A 15,317-nucleotide genomic window follows, 5' to 3' on the forward strand; every position below is an offset into this window, starting at 1 on the left:
ATTGCGTACTTAACTTAGCGCTGTAAGCGGGCGGCGATTTGGCTATCCAGTGACAAGCGACCGCTGCCTTGAATCGCCAAGGTCAGTGTGGCGACCATCAGCGCTAACGCATATTCGTAGCCGTTATTGGCAAGGAACAAGCCGTTGTTGATATGTACCGATAGAATCGCAATCAACATGGTAAAGGCTGTGACGATTGCCGCTGGGCGAGTGAGCAACCCAAGTACCAACGCCAGACCACCGAAGAATTCAGCGCTACCTGCCATCAGAGCCATCAAATAACCTGGGGTCATCCCCATGCTGGCGAGCCATTGGCCTGTACCTTCTAGACCATAACCGCCGAACCAGCCGAATAGCTTTTGTGAGCCGTGCGCGGCGAGGATAATACCCACAGGTACGCGCAATACGACTGATGCAAAACCGGCATTAGTAGCGAATAGTTTGTTCAATAATTGTGCTTTCATGATCTGCTCTCCAAAGTTGTTAAAACTGGTTGTTGTCAGGTTTCCCCTTGACGATGGAGATACTTTACTTTGTGACTCTGCGAAGATTAATATGGCTATCAACGCAATATTATAAACACAGCATTTATAATTGGTGATTGAGCATGGATAGGATTGATGTACTACGCGCTTTTGTCATGGTGGCGAGTGAAAACAGCTTTACTAAAGCAGCGGATAGACTGCAGATCTCACCGCAGTTGGTGAGCAAATATGTGTCTCGGCTAGAAGAGACCGTCGGGATTCGATTAGTCAATCGCACCACCCGCAAAGTACACCTCACTGAAGCAGGGCTGCGTTATTTTCAGCGGGCGCAGCAGTTATTAGATGATTTTGATGATTTAGAACATCAGCTAAGTGACCTGCAAGATGATGCGCGTGGATTATTAAGGATCAGTGCACCAGTTTCATTTTCTACCGCGCACATGGCGCGCTTGTTGACTGATTTTCGTAAAGCCTATCCGCATGTTGATGTCGATCTGCAGCTTAATGATCGTAAGGTCGATATTGTCGAAGAGGGCTTTGATATCGCCTTGCGTATCGGCAACTTAAAGAGTTCCTCCCTGATCGCCAAACATTTAGCGCCGATCCGCTTGGTCATGTGTGCATCACCTGCCTATTTGGCAGAGTTTGGTACGCCAACCACTGCAGAAGCGCTGCAACAGCATCAGTTTTTAAGTTATAGCTATATGGAGCGAAATCCCTTGTGGCCGGAGGGGCATGATGCGTTGATCTCCAATAACGGCGATGTGTTAGTGCAAGCTGCAATCGCAGGGGCGGGCATCACTTTGCAACCCACCTTTATCGCTGGTGATGCATTGGCAGATGGCCGTTTAGTGATCGTGCTACCTGAGTTAGCGCCTGAGCCGCTAGGGCTTTTCGCGGTTTATCCACATCGCAAGCTGTTAGCCAGTAAAGTGCGCAGCTTTTTGGATTTTGCCGATGGCTATTTTGGCAATCCACCATATTGGGATGCAAACCTCGTCTAAACCATCATGCATTACCTTGCCGCTGTGGTGCCCACTTTCTTTGCATACGTGGGCATACTTTCTATGACATCTTATAAGGTGTCAGCGTCTGCTTCGTTAAACGCGCGTCATTTCCTTCCTCTTGGCTTATCAAGAATAGTCCCATCTGCTATCAGGGCTATCGATAATTTCGTTACAATAACACGCTGATTTTAATTTGAATTTAATCATGAATGGCTAGATTCGAGGCCATTTGATCGATAAATGTGAATCGCGCGCTATTATTGTATGGCAATTGTTTCGTGCGCATATTTTCGCTATTTAGCAATGCTTAAAAAGGACGCCTAATGCCCACCGCCTTGACTCGTCAGTATTTGCCTGCAGGATTGGCTGCTATCTCTTTGCTGTTTTCCACAATTAGTTTAGCTGCCGCGCCTGCGAAACGAGTCGTCGTTCAACCCGTCACCTTTGAACATGAAATCACTCGAGTCGATGTGGTCGGCACTGCTGAAGCAGATAAATCAGTCGTGCTGTATCCAGCGGTTGCAGAACGGGTAGTTGAGGTGAATTTTAAGCCCGGTGATAAAGTGGTAGAAGGACAAGCGCTGGTAAAACTCTATGCTCAGCGCCAGCAAGTGGCGGTTGAGCGGGCGCAAATCCAATTGGCCGATGCTGAACGCACCGTAAAAAGATTGACCAATATTCGCCAGCAAGGTGCGGTGCCTCAAACCGATCTTGATGATGCCATCACGCTGCGTGACTTGGCCAAAGTGTCGCTCGAAGAGGCGCAAGTGGCGTTGGAAGAGCGTATTGTGCGCGCGCCATTCAGTGGCTATGTTGGTTTAACTGATGTTGAGGTGGGCGATCGCTTGAGCATCAATACGCCCATCACCAGTATTGATAGCCGTGCCGCCTTGTATGTGAATTTTCAAGCCCCAGAAACCGCCTTTAACCTATTAGCTTCAAACGCGGAAATTGTGCTCCGCCCTTGGAATAACCGCGCTGAATTATTGCCTGCTACTATCGCGCAGCTGGACTCTCGGGTTGATGCCACCAGCCGCACCATTCGTGCTCGAGCCCTGATTGATAATCGGCAAGATCACTATCGCCCAGGGATGAGCTTTCGAGTGAGCTTGCAGATTGTCGGCGATGAGTATGCCCGTATTCCTGAAGCCGCCTTATCGTGGGGAGCTACCGGTGCCTATGTGTGGGTAGTAGAAAATCAGCAGGCAAAGCGGGTTGATATTCAGATCCAGCAACGTCTCAAAGGCCGAATTTTGGTGGCGGGCGAGTTAACCAGCACCACCCCGCTGATTATTGAAGGCATCCAAAACTTGCGCGAGGGGCAAACGGTGACGGTCGTTGAGGAGCAGTTCTAATGAGCCTGCAACATTACCTGCAAACCAGCGATTTGCCTTCATTATCGATTCGCCGCCCGGTGCTGGTGGTGGTGCTTAATTTGTTAATCATTATTGCAGGTTTTGCCGCAATTAATGGCGTTGAAGTGCGTGAACTGCCCGATGTCGACCGCCCAATTGTTACGGTGCGAGCGAATTTTCCCGGCGGTTCTCCTGAAACCGTTGATACTGAAGTCACCAGTATTTTGGAAGGCGCAGCTGCGCGGGTAAGCGGTGTTAAAAGCATTCGCGCCCAAAGCGAAGAAGGCAATGCGCGGGTTGTGGTGGAGTTCCGCCCCGGGGTTGATTTGGATAATGCCGCCAATGAAACGCGCGAGTCCGTCAGTCGCGTGCAGCGCGAGTTACCCGACGATGTTGAGCAACTTTCCATTATCAAGGCGGATAATGACGCCACTAGCGCTGTTAGCCTCGCAATTTCGAGCGACGAATTAGAGCTAGAAGAACTCACCGAAGTGGTAGATGTGGATTTAGCGCCACAGTTCCTCAGTATTCCCGGTGTTGCGGACGTGCGGCTCAACGGCGACCGCGAGCGGGTATTACGGGTGATGTTAGATCCGCTGCGTCTAACCAGTTTTCATCTGTCGGTCACCGATGTGGCCAACGTGTTGGAACAAGCCCCTTTTGATGTGCCCGCAGGCAGTTTGCGTTCGACCGACCAACAATTGATTGTGCGTGCCGATGCTACCTCGGTAACGGCTGAGCAGGTGGAGAATATTGTCGTGAGGGGGGATATCCGCATTGGCGATGTCGCCTCAGTCTACTTTGGCCCAGCTGATGCGAACTCGATCGTCCGGTTGGATGGTAAGCCGATCATCGGTGTCGAAATCATTCGGCAAGCACGCTCGAATACCATTGAAATCTCTGATGAAGTGTTGGCGATGGTGGAGCGGCTCAAGACGCGCTTCCCCAAGTTACAAATTGAAGTGACCTCAGACGACGCCAAGTTTATTCGGGACTCAGTCAAAGAGGTGATCACCAGTTTGGTACTCACCGTGCTGCTGGTAATTCTAACCTTGTGGATTTTTATCGGCTCGTGGCGAGCCACCATCGTGCCCGCGTTATCGATTCCCGTGGCATTAATCGGTTCAATTGCGATCATCTGGATGCTGGGTTTTTCAATCAACATCTTGACCTTGTTGGCGTTGGTGTTGGCAACTGGTCTGATTGTGGATGACGCAATCGTGGTGTCTGAAAACGTTCAGCGGCGCCGCTCGATGGGTCTGGGCGCTCGCGCTGCTGCTGTGGTCGGTAGTCGCGAGGTGTTTTTTGCAGTGGTGGCGACAACTGCGGTATTGGCCGCAGTGTTTATCCCGATCGCGTTTTTGCCATCAACTGCAGGGCGATTGTTCCGTGAATTTGGGGGGGTGCTTGCGGGGGCGGTGATTATCTCTTCCTTTGTCGCCTTATCACTGGTGCCTGCGCTCACCGCACGGTTGCCGAAGGGCAAGCAAGATAAAACCAGCTTATTTGGTCGTATTGGCCACAAGCTGCTCAATGGCTATCAAGCAAGCCTTCACTGGGTGCTTAATCATGCGTGGTTGGCATTCTTTGCTTCTGTTTTGGCCGCTGCTGGCGCTGCGATGTTGTATACCCAACTGCAAAATGAACTGCTGCCGACGGAAGATCGCGGCACGATTCGGATTTTTGCTCGTGGCCCCGACGGTGTTGGCTTGAATTATATGGAACGCCAAGCGCGCAAAATGGAAGATATTTTGCTGCCCTATGTGGATAAAGGTGAAATTGATTCGCTGTATTCTGTGGTGGGTCAGTGGGACCCCAACATTGTGTTTATCACCGCGCCTTTAAAGCACTGGGATGAACGTGATGAGTCACAGCAAGATATTATCGATAAAATTCGTGGTCCTTTGGGCGCGATCCCTGGCGCGCCAGCACGCGCCTTTGGTGCCAACAGTCTTAATTTACGCGGTCAAGGCGGCGGGTTGCAGTTGGCGCTGACCGGAGAAGATTATGCTGGCATTTACCAAGCGGCGCTGAATTTCAGCCGTGAGATTGAGCAAAACCTGCCGCAGCTAGGGACGCCTGACATTGGCTATAAACCAACGCAACCGCAGTTAAGAGTGAACATTGATCGCCGTCGTGCTGAAGAGCTCGGTGTGCCGTTGCGGGTTATCTCATCCACGCTACGGGTAGCGATTAACGGTGATGATATTGCCGATCTGAACGTCGGCGACCAGTCAATTCCCATCATGCTGCAAGCTCATAGTGGCGCCATAAACGACCCTAGCGATTTGTCGAATCTGTATGTTGGTTCGCAATCTGGGCAATTGGTGCCCTTATCGAGTTTGGCGACCATTTCGGAAGAGGGTGTTGCCGCCGAACTTAACCGCCACGCCCAGCGACGGGCCATCACCATCGAGATGGATTTGCCGGATGAGTTGCCGCTGGATCAAGCAGTGATGCAGCTGCGCGAACTAGCGGATCGTACCTTACCAGATAACATAGGGATGCTGTTTTTAGGTGAAGCGCTGACCTTTGAAGAAACCGCTCATGAAGTGATGCTGACTTATCTGTTGGCCTTCGTGATTGTCTTGCTGGTGCTGGCGGCGCAATTTGAAAGTGTTAACAGCGCCATTGTGGTGATGTTAACCGTGCCTTTTGGAATTGCGGCGGCACTGTTAGCGCTATATCTCACCAATACCTCAATTAATATCTATTCGCAGATTGGCTTAGTGATGTTGATTGGTTTGTTGGCGAAAAACTCGATTTTGCTGGTGGAGTTTGCTGACCAACTGCGCGATCAAGGCTTGGCTGTACGAGAGGCCGTTGAAAAAGCGGCAAAAATTCGGTTACGCGCCATTGCAATGACCTTGTTCTCCACCATTCTCGGCGGTCTACCGCTTATTCTCTCAACTGGCGCAGGGGCTGAGGCTCGCAATGCTATCGGTTGGGTAGTGTTCGGTGGATTAGGAATTGCGGTGGTATTTACCTTGTACCTGACGCCAGTACTGTATTTAGCGCTCGCACGGTTTACCAAACCGCGTGCAGATGAAAGCAAACGCTTAGCGCAAGAGCTTAGCGAAGTGACTGATATCGGGCACTAATTCTGAGCGTTTTCATATTGTAGATCGTATCGTTTTTACCAAGGGCTTGCCGAGTAATCAGCAAGCCCTTTTTGTATGGATTCCTTGCTGCTGGCTATTCATAGTGCCCAATAGCGCTCTCGTTTTATCGCCGTTTTTGTTAACTCTGAATGGTTTAAAAAACACATAATTGTAGCTGCTGAGCTAATGTTTTGTTCGCTAAATAAGATTTTTTCATTCGACGTTGAAACTTGACGATGATCACTAATACTTAAGGGGCTGCGGAGGAGAACTCAGCGAAGTCGCAGGGAAACTAATTTGAATGGATCAAGACTATTATGCGAAAAAATCTACCCGTGACGGATCGAGAACGAACATTCAGCCCTGATGAAAAACTTATTTCGGTCACTGATACCGAAGGCAAGATCCTAGAGTGTAACGATGCATTCGTCGCAATTAGTGGTTACGCCAAAGAGGAACTGATTGGCCAACCCCACAACCTCATTCGCCACCCCGATATGCCACCTGCCGCTTTCCGTAATATGTGGGAGTATTTAAAGGCTGGTAAACCATGGATGGGTATCGTTAAAAATCGCTGCAAAAATGGTGATTACTACTGGGTGAATGCCTATGTCACCCCAATGACAGACAACGGCAAAGTCATTGGTTACCAGTCTGTTCGCGTGGTTCCAAAGCGTGAAGATGTTGAGCGATGCATTAAACTTTACGCCAAGTTAAACAGTGGCAAAGGGTTAAAAAAGCCACGCTTAATGAGCCCTGAAAATGTGTTTATTATTGCTGCAACAGCCCTTTGTGGCGCACTGTTTCTACTCAATTTTGATCGCTTATCAGAAGAGCTGCTGGTGGTCGCGATTGTGATCTACGCAATTTGGAGTTCGCAATCAAAACGCAACGTATACAAAGATCTGTTGGAGCTGCTGGATGGCAGTTTCCAAGATCCATTAGCGATTCAATGCTACACAGATCAACGGCAAAAATTGGGTGCAATCAAAGTCGCCATTTTAAGTGAGCGAGCCCATCTCAATACAGTGCTGACTCGCATGGAGCATGCGTCGACCTTGATGGCGTCTGAAACCTGTTCGTCGGTAGAGTTGACCCGTAGAATTCATCACCAACTTGAATCTCAACATCTTGAGACCGAACAAGTTGCCACGGCGATGAACCAAATGACCACCACGATTACCGAAATTTCTCGCCATGTGAATGAAACGTCAATGCGGGTCAATAAGTCCACTGAGTTAGCCGAGCAGGTTAAAGATGTTGCGTCTTCGACCAGCGATGCTATTGCACAGTTGAGTGGTACCGTCGATGACATCAGTCGCTCGGTTGCCAGCGTGTCAGCGCAAACCGACAAAATTGCCACCGTAGCGCAGATGATCCAACAGATTGCCGAACAGACCAACCTATTGGCGCTGAATGCGGCGATTGAGGCTGCGCGTGCCGGGGAACAAGGACGCGGTTTTGCAGTTGTTGCGGATGAGGTGCGCTCGTTAGCCAGTCGAACCCAAGAATCTACCAAGGAGATCCACGACATCATTCAGGAGCTTGGTACACGCGCTGCGCGAGCGGTTACGGTGGCTGAACAAGGGCAAGGCGGCGCACAGCTAGGTTTGGAACGGGTTAAACAGAGCGAGCAGTTGCTTGTGGGTATATCCGATGAACTTGGTGTTATCGCCTCAATGTCGACCCAAATGGCGGCGGCGGTAGACGAACAAGCCCATGTATCTGAAGACATCAATCGACAAATCACTAATATTTCCAACTTGGCGTTTAGTAGCCAAGAAAATGCTGGTGAGGCCTCAAATAGCATTAAAAACCTGCAAACGGTAGCTGAAAACTTGATAGAAATCGTCCGGCGCTTTAAACGCTAACCCGTTAGTCCATTGAAAAAGGCTCCGGTTGGAGCTTTTTTCTTGTCATCGCTTTATGTCATGATGGCAATCAAACTTACTCACCTAAATCGCTTTGTTAGCAAACTCTCATTATCTTCGTTCCGGCCCCGATTATCGTTTTGATGAGCCAGCAGATTTTATTCAAATCCGCGATACGTTTGGTTTTGCTGCGGTACGTATCGGTAAGTGGGTCACTAATGAAGAGGCACAAAAGGCGGCAAATCTTTTATTTGATGCATTGGCCGACTTAGCCTTTGTGCTTAATGTGCCGCCACAGACCCTTGGGCTAAGGCAAAAGCTTAATTTGGATTTCGGCATCGGTGGCACTCAAGGGGTACAAGCGCATTATGCGCCGCAAACTAAAACCTTGGCGTTAGCAAAAAATGCAGGCGCGGGGGCGTTAGCGCATGAGTTTTGGCACGCACTTGATCATCATCTGGCGCAGACTGCGTTTACAGACTCGCCGTTACGACTCAGCCAAATCTGCTTTGCTTCCGAGTTATGGCTAAACGATACGCCATTGCGTCCACATCCGTTAAATCAACAGCTGCAACAGTTGTTAAAAGTGATGTTGCTTGACGCTGGTGGTGATGAGCCGAATGCTTTTGTCCGCAATGCTGTGTCGTTAGACAAGCAGATTAAACGCTACTATTTTGCCATGCCAACTGAGTTAGGCGCGCGGGCTTTTGAAGCGGCGATAGAGAGTGCTGGTACTATTATCAATCGCTATTTGGTGGATGGCACCCGCAAACAGGATGAGCAAACCCGATTGGCCTATCCAGATGCAGAGCATCGGCAGCACATTTTGCAGGCGCTACAGCAGTACTTCCATTGCCTTGCTGCATACTTGTAATGCGGCTAGGCACGATATGGCGGCAAGTAAATACGGATATTAACTGAATGACCAAAGGTTCAAGGTTTGCAGGGTTAACATGGCTAGGGTTACTCGGGCTATCGCTCGTTTGCCAATGGGTTTTTGCGGCTCAAACCATACCATTGCAACGTCAAGCGCTAACATCGGGGGCCGATTTCTCAGATATTGCTGCGGTCAATGTGGCACCCACACCGCGTTGGGTGGTGGCGCAGCCATTTGATAAAGACAGCGAAATCCCAGAACAGCAGCTGCAAAATGGCGTCTATTTTTTATTATCGGATTTTCAGTTTTTAGGCGATAAGCAGAATCGTGAGCAGCAGTTTCGTCACTTTGCGATAAAAATCAACAATGTGAAAGCAGTAGAGGATTATTCGCAGCTGTCATTGCAGTTTGATCCGAGTTACGAACAGCTGCAACTGCATCAAGTGACCCTTTATCGACACGGACAGACAATCGATAAACTGAAAGATGCAAGTCATAGTGTTGAACGTCACTCTCAATCCGCCCAAGTAGTTGATGGCAGCGTTAATCTACGCTTGTTACTTACCGATGTGCGTGTTGGCGATATATTGGAATATGCCTACACAGTTACAGGGGTTAATCCTGTGTTTGATGGCCATTTTTACCATCGTCGTCCGTTGCAATGGAACGTGCCGATTGCGCAGCAGTTTGTCAGTGTCTTATGGCGCCGAGATACGCCGTTGCAGCTGCAATTGGATAATGCGTCAGAGGGGCAACAGCTTGTTGAAACTCACATCGGAGATGATAGAAATTACCAAATTTCGCTCGGCCAAGTTGAAGGGCTTGCTGTGCCAAGCGATACCCCTAATGGGTACGATCCGCGCTTGCGTATTAGCTTTTCTGACTTTGCCGATTGGTCGGCGGTTGCCACATGGGGTTGGCAGTTATTTGCGCCCAAAATCAGCCAGTCAGCGACCGTCATATCGCAAGCCGATTTATTGAGTGCCGGATTGACTACTGATGAAGCCAAGGCAACGGCAGCGCTCGATTTTGTACAACAACAAATCCGTTATTTAGGGTTAGAAATGGGGGTAAATAGCCATTTGCCCGCCACGCCTGAGCAAACCTTGCGGCACCGTTTTGGTGATTGCAAAGACAAAACCGTGTTATTGGTTGCCTTGTTACACGCCATGGGTATTCAGGCTGAACCCGTGTTAGTTAATACCGACACAGGGGAGGCATTAGATAAACAATTACCGTCAGCAAAAGCCTTTAACCATGCAATTGTTCAACTCCTCTTGAATGGGCAAGCCTATTTTGTAGATCCCACCATTAGTTTTCAAAAAGGCATCATTACAGAGCGTAGTCAGCCGTTTTATGGATATGGCCTAGTGCTGTCGCCCACAACGGATGCACTCACACTGATGCCACGTGAACACTCGGGAGCAAGGATTGACTATGCTGAGCTGTTTAACCTGAGCCAAGGTGATACCAAAGCCGCGAGATATCAAGTAACCACTCATTATTGGGGAACTGAGGCCGAGCGCTTGCGCGAGCGGTTAGCATCAACAGGTTCCGCGCAATTGGCAACGTCTTATGCCGATTTTTACCGTGAACAATACGGTGAGCTTGCGGCTGAACCTTTGGTTATTGATGATAGAGATGATGGATTGACCATCAGCGAACAGTACACATTTACCAATCCTTGGCAGCAAGATGCGGATGGCGATCAGCAGTTTTTTGCAACCGAAAATCAGTTGAGTAATTTTATTGAGATCCCCAGTAATCGCGAGCCGCGCCCTTACGCGCTGAGCTATCCGTTGACGGTCGATGGCACAATTACACTTAAGTTATTCGATACGCATCATTGGGATTTGAATAATGAGCACCATCGAGAAAAGAACGCCTTTTTCGATTACCAGTTTGAGGTGAATTTTGATGCGGCGGCGCAGCAGTTGCGGCTGCATTATCGCTATCAATCATTGACACCATTTGTCACCGCGGCGGATTTTCCGCAATACATTGAAGCATTAAAGCGCATTCAAGCGCTGAATGAATACGGTATTGTCAGCTACAACAGTGATGCAAAACAGCAACAAGCGTTAGCGGATAAATTCACCAAAGATGTGCTTATCATCATTGGATATTGGTTGTTCGCGGCCGTACTGATTGGCCTGGCGCTGGCGTTTTGGCAGTCGGTTAAACAGCCGCAGCATTCGATGCAGTTTTACAGTGTGCCTTGGCATCAAGTGGCGCTGCTATCGCTGTTGACCTTAGGCGGTTACTTCTTTTATTGGAGTTTTCGAAACTGGCACTACCTTGAGCAGCACGGTATCACCCGTATTTCAGCAATATGGTGGACGCTTTTTGCACCGCTGACCTACTTACCGTTGGCGCTGGCGATGTGGCGACAGCAATCCCACTATAGAAAGGTTAATCCTATCATCAGCGCGGGCTTCATACTGTTTTTTGTGATAGTTGCGCTGGTACTCATTGTCAGCGTAGTCAATTTGGCCTTGATTCCGGTTGCACTGTGGTGGCTACCACCAACGCTTGCGCTGTTACCGTTAGTCGCCTTGGTAAGCCGAATGAATCGAAAGCAGGGTATTCGGCTAAATCCGCATTGGCAAAGCTATCATCTGTTATTGGCGTTAGCGGTATTGCCATTTTACGCGGTATCACTGGCAAAAAGTGTGTGGCTACTGCCGCAGGCGGAACCGACCGCCGGCAATAAATTGTGGCCAAGTTACAACGTATTCCTGCAACAGCAGCGTTATATCAAGCCTAATGAGTCTGCGGACTACTTTTACACAGATAGTTACTTTGATTTTCGTGATCAAGGTGTCGGTTTTAGCGACTCAACTATTTTCAGCTACCGCCATGATCAAGGAAAATCTACAGCGCAGCAGGCGAGTTTTGCCCAAGTGCGAGAAATTCAGGTGGAATCACTGCAACCACTGTTAACCAAAACTGAGGTGACAGTCGTGAAGCATGATGGTTCACGATTGGTTTTTCGTTTACCAGCCGATCAATCCAACTCGGCAGAGTTTATCGCAGCGCTCAAAGCACACTGGCAGCAGTATCGTCATCAAGACAACACAATCATCAAGGAGTAAGCATGTCGCAGGTTTTCATCACTGGCGCTAATCGAGGCATTGGGCTTGCGTTAACCAAATTGTATTTGAAAGCAGGCTGGGATGTGGTGGCATGCTGTCGGAACCCTGATCAAGCAGACGATCTACTTTATCTGATCAGCGACAATCCAGGCTTGGAAGTTTATCAACTGGATGTCACAGACTATGACGCAGTGGCTGAATTGGGTAAAGAGTTAGCGGACAGACCGATCTCGTTGCTAATTAATAATGCAGGATATTACGGCCCATACAATGTGGCTGTCGGCGGATCTGACGTGGAAGAATGGCGTAAAGTTATCGAAATCAACACAATTGCGCCCCTGAAAGTGGTTGAAGCTTTTTTACCGCAGCTAAAAATGGGGCAAGGCACCATTGCGAACATCAGCTCTAAAATGGGTAGCTTAGATGATAATAGTAGCGGTGGAGCCTATTACTACCGATCATCAAAAGCGGCACAAAATGCAGTGACCAAAAGCCTCGCAATAGATTTAGCCGTTGATGGCATCAAAGCTGTAGTCATTCATCCTGGCTGGGTAAGAACAGACATGGGCGGCCCACATGGGTTAATTGACACTGAAACCTCTGCCAGCGGGATTCAACAAGTATTGAATAATTTGACCGCGGCACAAAGCGGTCACTTTTTTGATTACCGAGGCAATGAGATTGCGTGGTAATTGGTCAATTAACGCAACAGTGATTTAAGACAAAGATGCCGTGTTAGCGCCGCTACGGCATCTTTGGTTTGCGACCCACTATTAGTTGCAGCAAAGCTGTTGAATTAACGGCAAACATCGGCAGCATCACGCCTCGGTGAGCGCAGTATGTAATTCAAATACAGATTGGCATAATCGCTTTTTTAATAAAATTTTCTGCGACAGCCCCTCATGCTGGTTATTTTTGCTACAATAGTTGTTCGCTGAAATTGCACTTGGCTGTACTCGTCGCAATTTACTCAGCGTTTTTTTGGTCTTCCCCTTCGCGATAGCATTGGAATGGTCATCATTCGATGGCGGGTTTTTGTCACGGAAATTTTGGATAAGGGGTAGGCCACGGAGGCCCTTCTGGACCGATTTTCGTCAGAACCGAACTGCGGGAGGTATCGAATTATGAGCATTTCTGACATCTCTGTTGAACAACAGAATCCCAACTTACGCCATCAAGAGCATTGCACTGTGCTTTCTCATACTCAGCGAGACGAAGGTGAGTGGGTTCAACACACACTGATGCTAGAGAATAACGAGACTCCTTTTCGGTTTAGACGTAGCAAACGATATCGCAGCCTCAAAGGCACTCGCGTCAACATTGACTATTATCCGCAGACCACATTAGTCGCCGGCATGGAGTTTGAAACCATGAAGGTGGTGCGGATCAAGCGCTGCTAATCCAGCGCCTGCATCATGCGGTATTCATCTTGAGCAAATTGGTCTGTCATGCCACTGATGTAATCTTGAATTAAACGGCAACGATGATAAAACTCTGGTAGTTCTGCATTCTTGCCGTTTTTTATGGCGTTTTTATAGGTGGCTAAATGTTTTTGCGGCAGACGATGCAGTAAGCGCGCGGCAATGATAGGTTTACGACTCGCACCCGACACCAATGCCATAAAATCCTCGCTTGTCAGCGCCAATAGCGGTGCATAGCTTTGTAGCAAGCCGCTGATAATGCGGTAACCTTGTAATTCCAGTTTTTCGACTTCGCGATGGCTAAATACCTTATCAATGGCCACTTGTTTGAGTGTGGCGGCAATGGCATGGCACACACTGCCATCTTCCAGTAAAGCTCGATTAAGATTTCCGGCAAATACCGCATCGATATTGGCAATAAACTCCGTTGCCGCATGATCCACTAACGGATGGATCAACTTCACCCGCAGGAAAGTGAAGAACTGGCTGGTGTGATTGATATTGATGCGCGCCGATTGGTTTTGTGCAAAACGAATCGCATCAACCATCAACGAGGCATGCTCATTGGGCAAGCCGTGCGCCGCGAGTTGCCGTTGGTACTCCTCGGTCAGCGCTTGTTGCAAGAGTGGCAGGCTGATAATGCCTTTTTCGACTGCATCTTCAATATCTGCAAGACAATAGGAGATATCATCGGCCGCTTCCATGATGTAACTGACTGGATGACGGTTATCTTTAGCAATCCCCAACTGCAGCCAAAGTTGCAGCACAAATTGGCGCTCAGACGCGTAATAGCCCACCTTTTTCATCAGGTAAGATTTATCTACGGGTATCTCATGTTTGGCGATATCACCGGCGCGGGTGTATTTCAAAATGCCAGCGATTTGACTGTAAGTGAGGTTAAGCCCTAACAACGAATGCATCAGCCGAATCGCCTGCGCATTGCCTTCAAAATGGCAGATATCTTGGGCGAGTGCTGGATAATTCGCTGCAAAATCCGCATTCAATATGGAGAGTTCAGTTTCAAACCAATCGCTGATGGCGGCTTCGCCAAAATGGCCGAAGGGTGGGTTGCCAACATCGTGCATCAGACAGGCCATCTCGACTAAGGTTTCTAATACGCGTTCCATCGGAGATAGGCCAAAGTCCTGCTGTTGTTCATCGAGCAGGTCAAAAATTCGCTGCACAATAAAACGCCCAGTTTGCTGCACCTCTAACGAATGAGTCAGACGACTGCGTACCGCCGCATTGCGTTCTAAAGCAAATACTTGGGTTTTTTGTTGCAACCGGCGAATTGCCGCTGAGTTAATGATCCGGCCGCGGTCACTTTCATAAGCACGTTGTAAGGCACGAATATCGAGAGTTTTAGGCTCACCACTGTTATGGCTAAACGGACGTTTCAAGCTAAAGCGCTGGCGAAAATCGATATCCATCGGTTACACATTCCTGAATTATCTGGCTGATATATAGACAAAAGTGTCACATTCTATGGCGTCAGTGTCATCAAATTTGTGATATTGTCACTGCAGCTAACTTCATCAGTATCCTGCGGAGGGAACTATGTCAAAAACAGTATATGGCGTACTGTTGCTTATCGCGATTGTGGTTTTAGGCTATTTCGGCTATCGCCACTCAGATAAACCCAAATTGCCCATTAGCGGCGAATGGAGCACTGGCTGCATCGCCGAAGGTGACAACAGCAAAAATTTCAGCATGAGTTTTACTGACAACACTTACCACAGTCTGGCCAAACTCTATCAAAACACAGATTGCAGCGGTGATACCTTGAGTGAGTACCGTGGCAGCGCATACGCCGAGGTGTCCGACGCGCATTTGAAAACCGTGGATGGCGATGAAGCTGTACTGCTGACGCTTTACTGGGATGACAAAACTCAGCCTCGACCTTTAGTTTATCAACAACGTGCCGATGGCACCTTGGTCACTGGGGTACCGCAACCTAAGACTGAGCAGCAAGCGGGTGGCTGGAAGATGGATACCTCCGCCGTATTTAAGCGGGTTACTCAGTAACTTAAACTGTAACAAGTGATGTGACAGCGGGATTTATTGCTGACATTTAGCATTGGCAATGGTTAACTCAAACAATCTCC

Annotated in this window: 11 protein-coding genes; 9 read left to right on the forward strand and 2 right to left on the reverse strand. The window is 48.7% G+C overall.

All coding sequences use genetic code 11. From position 1 onward, the window contains the following. Positions 1-14 precede the first annotated feature (14 nt). Entirely contained in the window at positions 15-464 is a 450-nt protein-coding gene (locus JYB87_RS08360; RefSeq protein WP_207356385.1) for a DoxX family protein, read from the reverse strand. 143 nt (positions 465-607) lie between these two features. Between JYB87_RS08360 and JYB87_RS08365 the strand changes: the two genes are divergently transcribed. From JYB87_RS08365 to JYB87_RS08400, 8 genes are all read left to right on the forward strand, one after another. Continuing rightward, on the forward strand, positions 608-1,489 hold the full coding sequence (locus tag JYB87_RS08365; RefSeq protein ID WP_207356386.1) for a LysR family transcriptional regulator: 882 nt from the start codon (positions 608-610) through the stop codon (positions 1,487-1,489). Between the two features lie 326 nt (positions 1,490-1,815). Further along, entirely contained in the window at positions 1,816-2,847 is a 1,032-nt protein-coding gene (locus JYB87_RS08370; protein WP_207356387.1) for an efflux RND transporter periplasmic adaptor subunit, read from the forward strand. Further along, complete coding sequence (locus JYB87_RS08375) at positions 2,847-5,948, forward strand: efflux RND transporter permease subunit (RefSeq protein WP_207356388.1); 3,102 nt, start codon at positions 2,847-2,849, stop codon at positions 5,946-5,948. The genes JYB87_RS08370 and JYB87_RS08375 overlap by 1 nt, the downstream gene beginning before the upstream one ends. 317 nt (positions 5,949-6,265) lie before the next feature. After that, on the forward strand, positions 6,266-7,819 hold the full coding sequence (locus JYB87_RS08380; protein ID WP_207356389.1) for a methyl-accepting chemotaxis protein: 1,554 nt from the start codon (positions 6,266-6,268) through the stop codon (positions 7,817-7,819). Between the two features lie 94 nt (positions 7,820-7,913). Next, positions 7,914-8,693, forward strand: coding sequence for a CLCA_X family protein (locus JYB87_RS08385; RefSeq protein ID WP_207356390.1), 780 nt, complete (start codon positions 7,914-7,916; stop codon positions 8,691-8,693). 47 nt (positions 8,694-8,740) lie between these two features. Next, on the forward strand, positions 8,741-11,791 hold the full coding sequence (locus JYB87_RS08390) for a DUF3857 domain-containing protein (RefSeq protein WP_207356391.1): 3,051 nt from the start codon (positions 8,741-8,743) through the stop codon (positions 11,789-11,791). 2 nt (positions 11,792-11,793) lie between these two features. Beyond that, positions 11,794-12,483, forward strand: a complete 690-nt coding sequence (locus JYB87_RS08395) for an SDR family oxidoreductase (RefSeq protein ID WP_207356392.1) — start codon at positions 11,794-11,796, stop codon at positions 12,481-12,483. 432 nt (positions 12,484-12,915) lie between these two features. Beyond that, the gene (locus JYB87_RS08400; protein WP_207356393.1) at positions 12,916-13,191 is read left to right on the forward strand and encodes a hypothetical protein; all 276 of its coding nucleotides are present in this window, start codon (positions 12,916-12,918) and stop codon (positions 13,189-13,191) included. Here the strand turns inward: JYB87_RS08400 and dgt are convergent. Further along, a complete protein-coding gene (dgt, locus tag JYB87_RS08405; protein ID WP_207356394.1) occupies positions 13,188-14,642 on the reverse strand; it encodes a dGTPase in 1,455 nt (484 codons plus the stop codon). The genes JYB87_RS08400 and dgt overlap by 4 nt on opposite strands. Before the next feature lie 127 nt (positions 14,643-14,769). On the opposite strand from dgt, the gene JYB87_RS08410 reads away from it, so the two are divergent. After that, a complete protein-coding gene (locus tag JYB87_RS08410) occupies positions 14,770-15,237 on the forward strand; it encodes a hypothetical protein (RefSeq protein ID WP_207356395.1) in 468 nt (155 codons plus the stop codon). Positions 15,238-15,317: the final 80 nt, after the last annotated feature.

Source organism: Shewanella avicenniae, assembly GCF_017354945.1.
Classification (GTDB): domain Bacteria; phylum Pseudomonadota; class Gammaproteobacteria; order Enterobacterales; family Shewanellaceae; genus Shewanella; species Shewanella avicenniae.